10 protein-coding genes and 2 pseudogenes are annotated in these 13,182 nt (G+C 72.0%); 8 read left to right on the forward strand and 4 right to left on the reverse strand.

Translation table 11 applies throughout. The features are described 5' to 3' along the window. Window positions 1–30 precede the first annotated feature (30 nt). A complete protein-coding gene (locus ACZ4FV_RS13780) occupies window positions 31–822 on the reverse strand; it encodes an ABC transporter permease (RefSeq protein WP_402230055.1) in 792 nt (263 codons plus the stop codon). After that, window positions 819–1,544 carry an ABC transporter ATP-binding protein gene (locus ACZ4FV_RS13785; protein ID WP_402230057.1) on the reverse strand — a complete coding sequence of 242 codons (726 nt, stop codon included), beginning with the start codon at window positions 1,542–1,544 and terminating at the stop codon, window positions 819–821. The genes ACZ4FV_RS13780 and ACZ4FV_RS13785 overlap by 4 nt, the downstream gene beginning before the upstream one ends. 161 nt (window positions 1,545–1,705) lie before the next feature. Here ACZ4FV_RS13785 and ACZ4FV_RS13790 point away from each other — a divergent pair, with 161 nt between their 5' ends. The 7 genes and pseudogenes from ACZ4FV_RS13790 (at window position 1,706) to ACZ4FV_RS13820 (ending at window position 9,193) form a co-directional block, all read left to right on the forward strand. Beyond that, the gene (locus ACZ4FV_RS13790; protein WP_395868310.1) at window positions 1,706–2,959 is read left to right on the forward strand and encodes a sensor histidine kinase; all 1,254 of its coding nucleotides are present in this window, start codon (window positions 1,706–1,708) and stop codon (window positions 2,957–2,959) included. An 11-nt stretch (window positions 2,960–2,970) separates the two neighbouring features. Then, entirely contained in the window at window positions 2,971–3,606 is a 636-nt protein-coding gene (locus ACZ4FV_RS13795; RefSeq protein WP_395868449.1) for a response regulator transcription factor, read from the forward strand. A gap of 175 nt (window positions 3,607–3,781) precedes the next feature. Beyond that, the gene (locus tag ACZ4FV_RS13800) at window positions 3,782–5,875 is read left to right on the forward strand and encodes an RNA polymerase sigma factor (RefSeq protein WP_402230059.1); all 2,094 of its coding nucleotides are present in this window, start codon (window positions 3,782–3,784) and stop codon (window positions 5,873–5,875) included. A 126-nt stretch (window positions 5,876–6,001) separates the two neighbouring features. Continuing rightward, on the forward strand, window positions 6,002–6,925 hold the full coding sequence (locus tag ACZ4FV_RS13805; protein WP_395868306.1) for an SPFH domain-containing protein: 924 nt from the start codon (window positions 6,002–6,004) through the stop codon (window positions 6,923–6,925). A gap of 9 nt (window positions 6,926–6,934) precedes the next feature. Further along, window positions 6,935–7,144 (forward strand): annotated as a pseudogene (locus ACZ4FV_RS13810) (type II toxin-antitoxin system antitoxin); the annotation flags it as partial. Window positions 7,145–7,455: 311 nt separating this feature from the next. Continuing rightward, window positions 7,456–8,127, forward strand: a complete 672-nt coding sequence (locus ACZ4FV_RS13815; protein ID WP_402230061.1) for a GOLPH3/VPS74 family protein — start codon at window positions 7,456–7,458, stop codon at window positions 8,125–8,127. 31 nt (window positions 8,128–8,158) lie between these two features. After that, complete coding sequence (locus ACZ4FV_RS13820) at window positions 8,159–9,193, forward strand: EamA family transporter (RefSeq protein WP_402230064.1); 1,035 nt, start codon at window positions 8,159–8,161, stop codon at window positions 9,191–9,193. Between the two features lie 16 nt (window positions 9,194–9,209). On the opposite strand, the pseudogene ACZ4FV_RS13825 reads toward ACZ4FV_RS13820, so the two are convergent. Together ACZ4FV_RS13825 and ACZ4FV_RS13830 are read right to left on the reverse strand one after the other, a co-directional pair. After that, window positions 9,210–9,611: pseudogene (locus ACZ4FV_RS13825) on the reverse strand (class I SAM-dependent methyltransferase); the annotation flags it as partial. 12 nt (window positions 9,612–9,623) lie between these two features. After that, window positions 9,624–10,967: a YihY/virulence factor BrkB family protein gene (locus ACZ4FV_RS13830; protein WP_465322688.1), complete on the reverse strand. Its 1,344-nt coding sequence runs from the start codon at window positions 10,965–10,967 to the stop codon at window positions 9,624–9,626. Between the two features lie 439 nt (window positions 10,968–11,406). On the opposite strand from ACZ4FV_RS13830, the gene purB reads away from it, so the two are divergent. After that, window positions 11,407–12,849, forward strand: a complete 1,443-nt coding sequence (gene purB / locus ACZ4FV_RS13835) for an adenylosuccinate lyase (protein WP_395868298.1) — start codon at window positions 11,407–11,409, stop codon at window positions 12,847–12,849. The last annotated feature ends 333 nt before the right edge of the window (window positions 12,850–13,182 follow it).

Raw genomic sequence — 13,182 nt, forward strand, 5'->3', positions numbered from 1 at the left:
CCGTGGGTAATCGAAGGGTTGCGCTCGGGGTCAGGCGTCGCGCCGGCGCACCACGATCAGCGCGGTGGCCGCCGCGGCGATCGCCCACAGCGCCATCACCCCCAGGCCCGCCCACGGGTCGAGTTCGTAGGCGTTGAAGTCGCGCAGCCGCATGATGCGTTGCCCGGCCCGGTCCGGCAGGAATCTGGCCGCCTCGCGCACGCCGGGTATCGCGGTGAGCGCCGCGGTGCCCAGCAGGATCAGCGGTATCAGCAGACCCATCGAGGCCATCGGCGTGCGCAGCACGAAGGTGACGCCGGCGCAGATGACCGCCAGCAGCACCAGATAGGCCCCCTGGCCGAAGGCCGTGCGCCAGGTCTCCGCGGTGGTCAGCGAGATGTCGCCGGCGGGGAGGAACACCCGGGCCGCCAGCGTGCACGCAAGGCTGGAGACGACGCCCGTGACCAGTGCCACCGCGGTGATCACGGTCAACTTCGCGGCGGCGAACACGCGGCGATCGGGCACCGCCGCGAGCGAGGCGTGGATGGTGCCGCTGCCGTACTCGCCCGCCACGGCCAGCACCGCGAAGGCCACCAGTGCTATCTGGCCGAGGTTGACGCCGTAGTGCACGAGCGTGAAGGGGTCGTATTCCGTGCCGTCCTCGCGGCGTTGGCCCTCGGCGACGAACGCGTCGACCAGTGCGCCGACGCCGACGGTCAGCAGCACCACGACCACCGGCAACCACCGGGTCGAGGGCACTGTGCGGATCTTGGTCCACTCGGCGTGCAGCGCCGCCGGGAACGAGTCGCGCGCCTGTGTCGTTGCCGTGCTTGCCGTGCTCATGCGCGGCCACCTCCCACGAACTGTTCGTGTCCGGCGGTCAGCCGGAGATAGACGTCTTCCAAGGACTCGCCCTCGCCGACGAACTCGGTCATCGAGGTGTCGGCCAACAGGCGCCCGCCGGCGATCACCACGAGGTGTCCGGCGGTCAGCGCCATCTCGCTCATGAGGTGGCTGGAGAGGAACACCGTGCGTCCCTCGGCGGCCAGCGACCGGATCAGGTCGCGGATCCACCGGATGCCCTCCGGGTCGAGCCCGTTGACCGGTTCGTCGAAGATCAGCACCTGCGGATCGCCCAGCAGCGCGGCGGCGATGCCCAGGCGCTGGCGCATCCCGAGCGAGTAGGTGCCGGCCCGGCGCCGGGCCGCGTCGGTCAGGCCGACCCGGTCCAACACCTCGTCCACCCGGGAGTCCGGTATGCGATTGGACCGCGCGAGGTAGAGCAGGTGGTCGCGGCCCCGGCGGCGTCGGTGCACCGCTCCCGCGTCGAGCAGCGCTCCCACATGGCGCAGCGGCTCGCGCAGCTCGCCGTAGACCCGGCCGCCGACGGTGGCGGTTCCGGAGGTGGGCCGGTCCAGACCCAGCACCATCCGCAGGGTGGTGGACTTGCCCGCGCCGTTGGGCCCGAGGAAGCCGGTCACCGTGCCTGCGGCGACCTCGAAGTCGAGGTCGTCGACCGCGAGAACGTCGCCGTAACGCTTGGTCAGGTTCCGGATGCGGATCATCTGCGGTGCTCCCTCTGCTGCCTCGGAGTGGTCTCACCGCCCGGTTGCTGCGGTGCCTCAAGACTGCGATTCGGGAGCCCTGCGTCGGATCCCCCGACCGTGGGGACGGTCTCCCCCGGGTGGGGGAGGCCGCGCGCACGACGACCCGGCAGGATGGCGGCATGTCCCGGATCGCGCCGCTTCGCACCTCGCTCGCCCGCCTCGCCCACCCGCTCGTCGCGGGGAGCACCTACACGCGTGGCTTCCACCTGTTCACGGCGCTGGCGCTGGGCGTTGCGGTCGCTCTGGTGTATCCCGGCCTGGAGGACAACGGCGGGGTCGCCGACGGGCTCGCACTGCTGACCGCCCCGATTCCGATCCTGGTGGCGTTCGGGCTGCTCGCCGAGGCGCGCCGGTTCGAGGGCTTCCTGGCTCGGCTGCTGCTGCGCCCCGGCGACGAGAGCGACATCGCGGTGACCCGGTCCCAGGGATGGGCGGATCGGTGGCGCACCGCACTGTGGCTGGTGCTGCGGGTCGAACTGGCCTGGCTCGGCCTCGCGGTCGTGGGCCAGGCGGTGTTCACCGGGATCGCGATGATCGTGGCACCGGCCACGGACGGGGGCTTGAAGTTCAGCGGGCTCACCTTCGCGGGCGGTGCCGGGCACTGGTGGTTGATCCCGCTCGGCCTGCTCGTCATCGTCGCGGCGATCTACTACCTGGCGGGCGTGGGTTGGCTGCTGACCCGGCTCGGTACCAAGCTGCTCGGGCCGTCCGCGAGCGAGCGGCTCGCGATAGCCGAGCGTCGGACCGAGCAACTGCTCGAACACAATCGGCTCGCCCGAGAGCTGCACGACTCGATCGGCCACGCGTTGTCGGTGACGGTGCTCCAGGCCGGCGCCGCCCGGCAACTGCTCGACACCGACCCCGGCTTCGCGGACCGGGCACTCGAGGCGATCGAGGAGACCGGTCGGCAGGCCCTGGAGGATCTCGAACGCATGTTGTTGCTGCTGCGCGACGCGCCGGAGCCGGCCGCGCCCCGGCCGGGCCTGCCCGAGGTCAAGACGCTGGTCGACACCACGCGCGGCGCGGGCGCCTCGGTCGCACTGCGGATATCGGGCGCCCTCGACGCGGTGCCGGCGGTGATCTCGCGCGAGGGTTATCGCATCGTGCAGGAGTCGCTCACCAACGTGCTGCGGCACGCGGGCCCGGTTCCGGTCGACGTCACCGTGGCGGTGGACGACCACGACGTCGAGTTGACCGTGCTGAACAGCGCACCCGCCGCCGGTGCGGAGCGATCGGTGGTCGGCGCGGGCAGCGGCAGCGGGCTGCGCGGGATTCGCGAGCGGGCCGCGTTGCTCGGCGGCGAGGCCACCGCCGGCCCCCAGGACGGCTACTGGCGGGTGCACGTGCGGCTACCTCTACGGTGGGCGTCGTGACGATCACGATCATGCTGGTGGACGACGACGAACTGGTTCGGGCGGGCCTGCGGGCCATCCTGGGCGCGCAGCCCGATTTCGAGGTCGTGGGCGAGGCCGACGACGGAGCGGGCGTGCTCTCGCTGGTGCGTTCGCTGCGCCCGGACGTGCTCGTGATGGATGTGCGCATGCCGCGCGTGGACGGCATCCAGGCCACCCGGGATCTGCTCGCCCATCTCGACCAGCCGCCCAAGATCCTGATCATGACCACCTTCGAGAACGACGAGTACGTCTACGAGGCGTTGCGGGTGGGAGCGCACGGCTTCCTGCTCAAGCGGGCCCGTCCGGACGAGATCACCGGAGCGGTGCGGGCGCTGGCCACCGGGGACTCGCTGCTGTTCCCGGCCAAGCTACGGGCGTTGGTCGAGCGCCACCGGAACGCGGCCCGCGCCGACGCGGTGGCCCGGGCCAACCTGACCGACCGCGAGGCCGAGGTGCTGCGGGCGATGGCCCGGGGGCTGAACAACGCCGAGATCGCCGCCGAGTTGTTCCTGGGCACCGAGACGGTCAAGAGTCATGTGAGCGCGCTGCTGGGCAAGTTGGGTGCCCGCGACCGCACCCAGGCGGTGATCGCGGCCTACGAATCGGGCTTCGTCGGACCCGGGTGATCCGACCTGGCCGCCCGGCCGCGTCGAAGCCGATCGCTTCGAGCAAAAAACGACATAAAAAGAGATGTTCGTACTATGTGTGACCCCTCCGGGTGGTGCTCGTTGGCCATCGTGCGCACGGGCCCCGTACCGATTCGCGGGAGCCGACGAAGGCGCGGCGAAAAGGGGGCCACACATGCGACACGGCGGCGACGAGAACACACCGGACCCGGCGACCCGACCCGACCCGAACGGCCGCGGCTCGCAAGCCGACCACGGCGGTCCCGACGACCGCGCCGGGCACACCGACCGCAGTGCCCTGGGCCGCATCCGCCGCACCCGGGTCGACCTCGTCGAGCTGTGCCGACGCCGGCTGGACCAGGGGGCGGTGCGCCGCACCGAGGCCCTGCTGGTCGGGCGCTACCCCGAACTCGTCCGGCTCGCCTACCTGATCCTGCCACCCACGATGGAGCGGCACCGACGGGTGCTGGCCGCGCACGCCCTGGTCCAGGACGCGCTGCCGGGCCGACTGCGCGACCTCGGACGCGGTGCCGGCGGCCCCGACGGCGCGGACATGAGCGACGCCGACCTGCTCCGGCTGCGCGTCGTGCGCGGCGCGCTGCGCCTGAATCGTTCCACCCGGCGCCGGGTGCTGCTGCCGCAGGTCTGGGGGCTGCGCCTGTTCCCGCCGACCGGCGGCGCGGACGCGTTGGCGATCGAGCAGGCGCTCGGCCGACTGTCCGGCCCCGCCCGCGCGGTCCTCGTGCTGCGCGCGCTGGACGGCCTCGACCCCATCGAGGTGGCCGAACTCCTGCTCGCCGCCGGTGTCGAGGACGTCCTGGCCGCCGAGGCCGAGGCGGATACCGCCGAGCCCGCGCTGCGCCCGGTCGAGGCTCCGGCCGGCCCCGGGTTAGCGGCCGACCGGCTGCTGCGCGCCGACCAGTTCGACCCGTGCACGCTCCGGGCCAGCCCCTCGGACCTGCTGCGCCGCCGCCGACGCCGGCGCACCGCGCTGGGCGTACTCGCCTCGACCGGCGCGATCGCGATGATCGCCTGGTACGCGACCGACCGCACCGCTCCCTCGGGCGACCGCGGCCGGAGCGACCAGGCCGCACCCGCCGCGCAGGTGGTCGCCGGGCCGCCGCGATCGATCCCGGCCGGTGCCTGGAACACCACGACCCGGCTCGACTTCGAGGTCTGGTCCACCCGAGGCGCCCGGGCCGGTGACGAGGCGCTGACCCGGCGCGCGGTCCGGGCATGGACCGATCCCGAAGACGGCACCCCCGTCACCCTCGGCCCGGACGCCGCGGTGGGCCCGCCGTCGGGCACCCCACGCCTGCTGTATGCGGGTGACGTCGCGGGCGCCGCCGTGGTGTTGCTCGCCGACGGCACGCGCCTGGCCCGCTACACCGAGGAGCACGGCCGACACCGACTCGACGTCGCCTCGTCCGACGACTCGGACGAGCGCTCCGCTTCCGCCGTGGTGCTGCGCCGCGACCCGGCCGGCGTGCGCATGCTGCTCGCGCCCTGGGTCGACGAGGCCGCCGTGCGCGACCTGCGTCGTCCCGAGGACAAGGGCAAGCCGCTCGCGATCACCGGCGGCATCACCGCCCCGATGCCCGATCTCGGCACCGCCGCGAAGGACTGCGCCACCGTACCCGTGCTCGAACTGCTGTCCGGGCGCGCCGCCGACAACCACCCCTACCTGCTCGCGGACCTGGGCGAACTGACCGCCACGCACCTGACCTACATGCCGCCGCCGGACTACTTCCACACCGGTCGCCCCTCCGAAGCCGCCTCCAGTGAACGCGCCCTCAACACCTGGTCGCGGACCGCGTGCGCGTTGGCCACGCTGCGCGGACGGGGCCTGCGGCTGGTCAACAACTGGGAGTTCGCGCATTTCGACCTGCCCGAGTCCGCGGGGGAGGCGATGTGGTCGTGCCTGCACGCGTTCGACCGCAGGGGCGGCGGTGACGTCGTGGTCCAGTTCCTGCCGCCGGGGGCGAGCGCGACCGGCGCGCAGACCGTCAACCGGCTCACCGATTCGCCCGCGTGCAGCCGCTCCGGCAACGACATCGTCACCTCGACCTGGTGGCGCTCGCGCACCGGCACCTGGTATCTGGTCGCGGCGGGCACCCGCGACGTGGTCAAGGTGAGCGCGTCCGGCTCGGTCACCGGCTCCGCCGACGCCCGGCAACTCGTGATCAAGGCCCCTCCCGGCGCGCTTCCGCCCGCGCCGGCGCTGGCGGCCAACGTCCGCAACGGCACCACGATCAAGTCGCTCGGCTGATCGACGGGCCGCCCACACGGACGACCGGCCGGGCCGCGGGCACGATCGAGGTTTCTCCCTTGCCTAAAAGTGATATCACTTTGCTATGGTGGTGATGGCACATCGAAGCGATCGGGGAGTGACCTCATGAGCAACATCGGCTCCGAGACCATTGTGGAAATGCCGGCCCCCCAGGTCCGGGAGAAGTTGGTGACCGGCGCCCCCGGGCTGTCCGCGCTCACGGTCGGTCTGCTCTGCGTAGGCGGCGGCGTAGGGCTCACCGTCTTCGGCGCACTGCAGCACGGCGGACAGAAGGCCGCGGGCATCACCGCGGGCATCGTGATCATCGTCGTGTCGCTGTTCTCCCTGCTGGGGCTGACCACCGTCGCCCCCGGCGAGGCCCGGGTGCTCCAGTTGTTCGGGCACTACAAGGGCACGCTGCGCAAGGACGGCCTGCGCTGGGTGAACCCGTTCACCAACCGCACCAAGATCTCCACCCGCATCCGCAACCACGAGACGCAGACCGCCAAGGTCAACGACAACGACGGCAACCCGATCGAGATCGCCGCGGTCGTGGTGTGGCAGGTCAAGGACACCGCGCAGGCCAGGTTCGAGGTGGACGACTTCGAGGAGTTCGTCGCGATCCAGACCGAGACCGCGGTGCGGCACATCGCCAACAGCTACCCGTACGACGACCACGGCAACGGCGGCATGTCGCTGCGCGACAACGCCGACGAGATCACCGGCAAGCTCTCCGCCGAGATCGGCGCGCGGGTTGCCTCCGCCGGGGTCAGCGTGGTCGAGTCGCGGATCACCCGACTGGCCTACGCGCCGGAGATCGCCCAGGCGATGTTGCGCCGCCAGCAGGCGGGTGCGGTGGTCGCGGCCCGGCAGCGGATCGTCGAGGGCGCGGTGGGCATGGTCGAACTTGCACTGACCCGGCTCGAGGAGGGCGACATGGTGGAACTGGACGACGACCGCCGCGCGGCGATGGTCAGCAACCTGCTCGTGGTGTTGTGCAGCGAACAGGCCACCCAGCCGGTGGTCAACACCGGTTCCCTGTACGCGTAGTCGGTCCTCGTGACCGAGCGCAAGAAGATCCTGCTCCGACTGGACCCCGCGGTGCACGACGCGATCGCCAAATGGGCGGCGGACGAACTGCGCAGCACCAACGCGCAGATCGAGTTCCTGCTCCGGCGCTCGCTGGGCGACGCGGGCCGGATGCCGGGCAACGCCGGCCGTCCGGCCCGCCGGGGCCGACCACCCAAGGCCGACCCCGCGTCCTCCGGGCCCGCGTCCCGCGAGTCCCGGTCTTCGGAGCCCGAGTCCGCGTTCCGCGAGTCGGAGTCCTCCGAGTCCGAGTCCTCCGAGTCCGAGTCCTCCGAGCCCGAGTCCTCCGAACCCGAGTCCTCCGAACCCGAGCCCGGGTCCTCCGAGTCCGTATCCGATACCGAGCCCGGCGGAGGCGACGGTGGCGATCGAGGCGACCCTGGCGGTGCTGGTCGGCGTGGTGGCCGCCGTGGCGACCCTGGCGACCTCGGTACCGCGCCGTGACGACAACCCCGACGACGATGTGACGTCCTGGCGCCGAGGAGGCCGACGTGAACCAGTCCCTGGAGGTCGACATGAACGTTTCCATGGCCCGGCAAGTGTTCCTGCTCGCCTACAGTCCCGAGCGACGCCGACTGCTGAGCCGGGCGCACCTGGGGGTGACGCTCCAGGCGGCGGCCCTGTACGACCTGTACGAGCGGGGCCTGATCCGTGACGACGACGGAAAGGTGACGGTGACCGCCCGCCGGGGCACCGTCGTCGCGCACTGCGATCTGGCTGCCGACCTGCTGGCCAGGATCACCGCGAGCGAGCGAGCGCACCGGTGGCGCCACTGGGTCAAGAAGGGCGCGCGACAGGCCGTCGGCCGAGTCGGTGCCCACCTCGAACGCGAGCGGTTGATCAGGTACGAGACGTACCGCCTGCTGGGCATCATCCCGACCCGACGCATCGTCCTGCGCCAACCGCGCCTGCGGACCGAGGCGACCAAGGCGATGTGGGGTGCGCTCAAGGGCACCCAGCCGATCACGCGCGTCCCGGCGGCGGACGCCGCGCTCGCCGCGCTGGCCTTCGAGGGCCAACTGCGCGTGGTGCTGGGCGGTCGGGAACGCCGGGCCGCCAAGGGCCGGATCCGCGAGTTGGAGGCCGGCCTGGGTCCGGTGCCCGAGACCCTGCGCAAGGTGGTGCGGGATCGGAATGCCGCCGACGCCGGGGCCGGCGCGTGAAGTGGCTTGACGATGTCCGTAGTGTCGGAGAATGACCTCCCGCACCACCGCCGACGCGACCTCGCGAGCGCTACCCGCATTCGTCGACCGGCTCCGGCCGGGAGCGCAGGGTCGCGCGGTGTTGCTGGTGCTGGCGAGCGCGTGCTCGATCCAGTTCGGCGCCGCCTTCGCGGCCCGGCTGTTCCCGTACGTGGGCCCGGCCGGCGCGGTCACCCTGCGGCTGGTGCTGGCCGCGACCATGCTGCTCGCGTTCTGCCGGCCGCGACTGCGCGGGCGCACCCGTGCGGACTGGCTCGTGGTGGTCGGCCTGGGCGTGATGTTCGCCGGCATGAACATGTTCTTCTACGAGGCCATCGCCCGGCTGCCGCTGGGCCCGGCCGTCACCCTCGAGTTCCTCGGCCCGCTCGGTCTGGCCGTGGTGTTGTCCCGGCGGCTGCGCGACATGGTGTGGATCGTGCTCGCCGCCGGCGGCGTGCTGCTCCTGGGCCGCGGCGGCTTCAGCGGTCTGGACCCGGTCGGCGTCGCCTTCGTGATGGCTGCGGCGGCCTGTTGGGCCGGCTACATCGTGGTCGCCTCGAAGATCTCCAAGCGTTTCGACGGCATCGAGGGCTTGGCGCTCGGCTTCGCGGTCGCCGCGGTCCTGGTCACCCCGTTCGGCGTGACCTCCGCCGGTACCGCGCTGTTCGAGCCCAAGGTGCTGGGCCTCGGCCTGTGCGTCGCGCTGCTGTCCTCGGCGCTGCCGTACAGCTTCGAGATGCTCGCGATGAAGCACCTGCCGACCGCGACGTTCGGGCTGCTGGCCAGTCTGGAGCCGGCCGTGGCCGCGATCGCCGGCTTCGTCGTCCTGCATCAGTCGCTGGTACTGATCCAGATCGGGGGCATCGCGCTGGTGGTCATCGCCAGCGCCGGTGTCACCGTCGCCCAGTCGCCCAGACGGGCTCGGGCGAAGTCCGATACAGCCGGGCCCGGGCCCGATCCACGACCAGTTCCCGCCGCAGGTGCCATCCCCACTCCGGCCGCAGCACCGGACGCTTGTGCGGAGTCACCACAACGAACGCGGACGTGACCTCGGTCAACGCGTACGCCAGCGCGGGCAGCCGGGACTCCGCGAGCAGGTGCAGCGCGTAGCTGCACACCACGAGCGAGTACGTGCGACCCGTCAGCGCGCCCGCCGCCACCTGCTCGAACCGCAACGGCTCGGCGTCGCGCCCGGTGCGCTCGCGGTAGGCGACGCCGGTGTACGGGTCGACGCCGGTGACCTCGCGCGCGCCGAGTTCGCGCAGCGCGAGGGTGGCCTCGCCGCTGCCGCACGCCAGGTCGAGCACGGTGTCCAGCAGTTCCGGCTCGGCGGCCGACGGCTCGGCCAGTACCTCGGCCAGCACCGCCCGGACGCGGGGCTCGTGCGGATTGCGGTACCGCGCACCATGTGAGGCGTAGAAGCCCTCGGCGCCCAGTTCCTCGTACGCGGGCCGGATCTTGTCCATGCCCTCGATTGTCTACTCCTCGCCCTCCCGCGTGGCCCCGGGTGTGCGGCCGAAGCGGAACCAGCGCTTCCAGGCGCCCTTGGGTTTGGGCGTGTCGCGCATCCGGACGTACGGCTCCAGAGTCGGCGGGTGGCCGCCGGCGATCGCGCGGGCCCGCTCCATCTCCGCGTTGTACTCCGCGCCGAGCAGGATCGCCATGTTGGTCAGCCACAGCCAGACCAGGAACACGATCACCGCGGCGAGCGTGCCGTAGGTCTTGTTGTAGGTGCTGAAGTTGGCCACGTAGTACGCGAACGCGGCGGAGAACAGCGCCCACAACAGCACCGCGAGCACGCCGCCGGGAGTGATCCAGCGAAAGCCCTGCTTGGCGTTCGGCGCGGCCCAATACAGCAGCGCGAACAGGAAGTTGACCACCACGATCAGCACCGGCCACTTCGCGTAGTCCCACAGCAGCACGCCGGCCTCGCCCACGCCCAGCGCGTGCCCCGCCTGTTTGGCCAGCGAGCCGGTGAACACCACCGCGATCGCGCAGACCGACAGCAACACCAGGGTCACCACGGTGACCGCGATCCGGGTGGGCACCGTCTTCCACAGCGGCCGGCCCTCGGGCACGTCGTAGATCGTGTTGCACGCGCGCATGAACGCGGCCACGTAACCGGACGCCGACCACAGCGCCAGGCCCAGGCCGGCCAGGGCCAGCGGGCCGGCGGCACCGCGGCTGTTCTCGAGGTTCTGGATCGCGTTGATCACGATCTGGTGCGTTTCGGTGGGCGCCACGTTCTGCACGTTCTCGGTCAGCGCGTCGGTGGCGGAGCGGCCGGCCAGGCCGACCAGGGAGACCACGACCAGCAGGGCGGGGAAGATCGACAACACGCTCTGATAGGTGAGCGCGGCCGCCCAGATGTTGAGGTCGTCCTCCTTGAATTCGCGGATCGTGCGCCACGCGGCTCGGAACCACGACGAGGTGGGCAGGTCGGTGGGGCGTTCGGGGAGGTGCGACTCGGGGGGTGGTTCGTCGGCTGTGTCGGGCTTGTCGAGGTCCACTGGTGGGGTGGGCCGGTCTTGGTTTCGGTCTCGGTCTTGGTCTTGGTCCCGGTCTCGGTCTCTGTCCCGGTTCCGGGGCTTGGGCTTTTCCGCGTCGCGCGGGCCCGGGAGCCGTCCGGTCTCGTCCTCGGTTCCGCCGCGCGGGGGTGGTTCCTTGGCCCGGTCCGTGCCCCCGCGCAGTGCGCGGGCGATTCGCTCCTCCCGCTCGGCGCGTTCTCTGCGTGCGTTTCGCGCGTCCTGCCGCCTGCCCATGAGCCCGCCCCCAAGGTCGTCCCGCGATGGCCGGCGTCTACCCGGCGGCGGGCGGCACATGCGATGCCGGGCAGGGGTTGTGACGCGGCGTCAGCGCCGGGCGCGGACACGATCGGGGCGACGCCGACCAGGCGGACGGTTGTCCCGGCGAGGTCCGGTGGCCCGGACGGAAACCGTGCACGACGGTCCCTCACACGAGTGAATCGGTGACGAAGTCTCCGTCGTACGCGGCCAGGATCCGGCCGAGGCTCGGGTTCGAGACGTACGGTGGCGATGTGTCGGGACGGTGGCGACGTGTCGGGACGGTGGCGAAGCGGGCTCGGGCACGGGTGTCCGGCCCGCTCTCGCGGCGCCGGTGCGGGGCGTGATCACGGACGTACGTCGAAGGCGGCTCCGGCGGCTCCGGCGGCTCGGTAGACTCGCCGCTCGTGACGTACGCGGGGCGTGATCACGGACGTACGTCGAAGGCGGCTCCGGCGGCTCGGTAAACTCGCCGCTCGTGACGTCCCAGCCTGTGCGCAAGCCCCGCATTCCGAACGTTCTGGCCAACCGCTACGCCTCCCCGGCGCTGGCCACGCTGTGGTCCCCCGAGCACAAGGTGGTGCTGGAGCGCCGACTGTGGCTCGCGGTGCTGCGTGCCCAGGCCGACCTGGGCATCGAGGTGCCCGAGGGCGCGGTCGCCGACTACGAGCGGGTGATCGACCAGGTCGACCTGGCCTCGATCGCCGAGCGCGAGCGGGTCACCCGGCACGACGTCAAGGCCCGGATCGAGGAGTTCAACGCTCTCGCCGGCCACGAGCACGTGCACAAGGGCATGACCTCGCGCGACCTGACCGAGAACGTCGAGCAGTTGCAGATCCGCTCGTCGCTGGAACTGGTCCGGGACCGTGTGGTGGCCCTGCTGGTGCGATTGGCGGAGTTGTCCGCGCAGCACGCCGAGCTGGTGATGGCGGGCCGTTCGCACAACGTCGCCGCGCAGGCCACCACGCTGGGCAAGCGGTTCGCCTCGGCGACCGACGAGCTGCTGGTCGCCTACCACCGGCTCGACGATCTGATCACCCGTTACCCGCTGCGTGGGATCAAGGGCCCGGTGGGCACCGCGCAGGACATGCTCGACCTGCTCGGCGGCGACGAGGACAAGTTGGCCGAGCTGGAGGGGCGCGTCGCGGCGCACCTGGGCTTCGAGCACGCGTTCGTCTCGGTCGGCCAGGTCTACCCGCGCTCGCTCGACTACGACGTGGTCACCGCGCTGGTGCAACTGGCCGCCGGGCCGTCGTCGCTGGCCAAGACGATCCGGTTGATGGCCGGGCACGAGCTGGTCACCGAGGGCTTCCAGCCCGGCCAGGTCGGCTCGTCCGCGATGCCGCACAAGATGAACACGCGCTCGTGCGAACGGGTCAACGGCTTCACCGTGATCCTGCGCGGCTACGCCTCCATGGTCGGCGAGTTGGCCGGAGACCAGTGGAACGAGGGCGACGTGTCCTGCTCGGTGGTGCGGCGGGTGGCGCTGCCGGACGCGTTCTTCGCGTTCGACGGCCTGATCGAGACGTTCCTGACCGTGCTCGAGGAGTTCGGCGCGTTCCCGGCGGTGGTCGCGCGCGAGCTGGACCGCTACCTGCCGTTCCTGGCCACGACCAAGGTGCTGATGGCCGCGATCCGGGGCGGGGTGGGTCGTGAGGCCGCGCACGAGGTGATCAAGGAGCACGCGGTCGCCTCCGCGCTCGCGCTGCGCGAGGGCGTCGAACGCAACGAACTGCTCGACCGGCTGGCGGCGGACGAGCGGCTGCCGCTGGACCGCGCGGCGCTGGACACGCTGCTCGCCGACCGCCTGTCCTTCACCGGCGCGGCGGCGGCCCAGGTGGCAGAGGTGGTCCGCCGCGTGGAGACGGTCGCCGCCAAGCACCCGGAGGCGGCAAAGTACCGCCCGGGCGCGATCCTGTAACCGACCGACGACGGCGATGGGCCGGGGCGCGGGGCACACCCCCGGGTCCCGGCCCATCGCCGATTCCGAACCACGACCGGGACGCACCCGGACACCCCGCGCCCCGAGGCACGGGCCACCCACCACCCACTCCGCGCCGCTGCGGCGCGCGCCGCTGCGCCGCTGCCGGACCACCCGCGTCCCCCGCGGGTATCGCGCTTCGAACGTCTGTGTCGCTGCTGCCTGTTGTGGTCTGCGTTGACTGCGTTGAGGCGGGCATGGGGCCCGCCGTTCGCTGCGCGCCCGGGTTGCATGCCCTCTACGCGGTCACGGTCGGGCCGTTCGCTGCGCGCG

The organism is Embleya sp. NPDC025285, from assembly GCF_055558835.1.

Excerpts from the sequence above, each read along its gene's own strand:
- ACZ4FV_RS13795 (WP_395868449.1), top strand. The coding sequence starts at position 2,971 with ATGCTGGTGGACGACGACGAACTGGTTCGGGCGGGCCTGCGGGCCATC.
- ACZ4FV_RS13790 (WP_395868310.1), top strand. The coding sequence starts at position 1,706 with ATGTCCCGGATCGCGCCGCTTCGCACCTCGCTCGCCCGCCTCGCCCAC.
- ACZ4FV_RS13800 (WP_402230059.1), top strand. The coding sequence starts at position 3,782 with ATGCGACACGGCGGCGACGAGAACACACCGGACCCGGCGACCCGACCC.
- ACZ4FV_RS13780 (WP_402230055.1), bottom strand. The coding sequence starts at position 822 with ATGAGCACGGCAAGCACGGCAACGACACAGGCGCGCGACTCGTTCCCG.
- ACZ4FV_RS13805 (WP_395868306.1), top strand. The coding sequence starts at position 6,002 with ATGAGCAACATCGGCTCCGAGACCATTGTGGAAATGCCGGCCCCCCAG.
- ACZ4FV_RS13830 (WP_465322688.1), bottom strand. The coding sequence starts at position 10,967 with ATGTGCCGCCCGCCGCCGGGTAGACGCCGGCCATCGCGGGACGACCTT.
- ACZ4FV_RS13785 (WP_402230057.1), bottom strand. The coding sequence starts at position 1,544 with ATGATCCGCATCCGGAACCTGACCAAGCGTTACGGCGACGTTCTCGCG.
- ACZ4FV_RS13820 (WP_402230064.1), top strand. The coding sequence starts at position 8,159 with ATGACCTCCCGCACCACCGCCGACGCGACCTCGCGAGCGCTACCCGCA.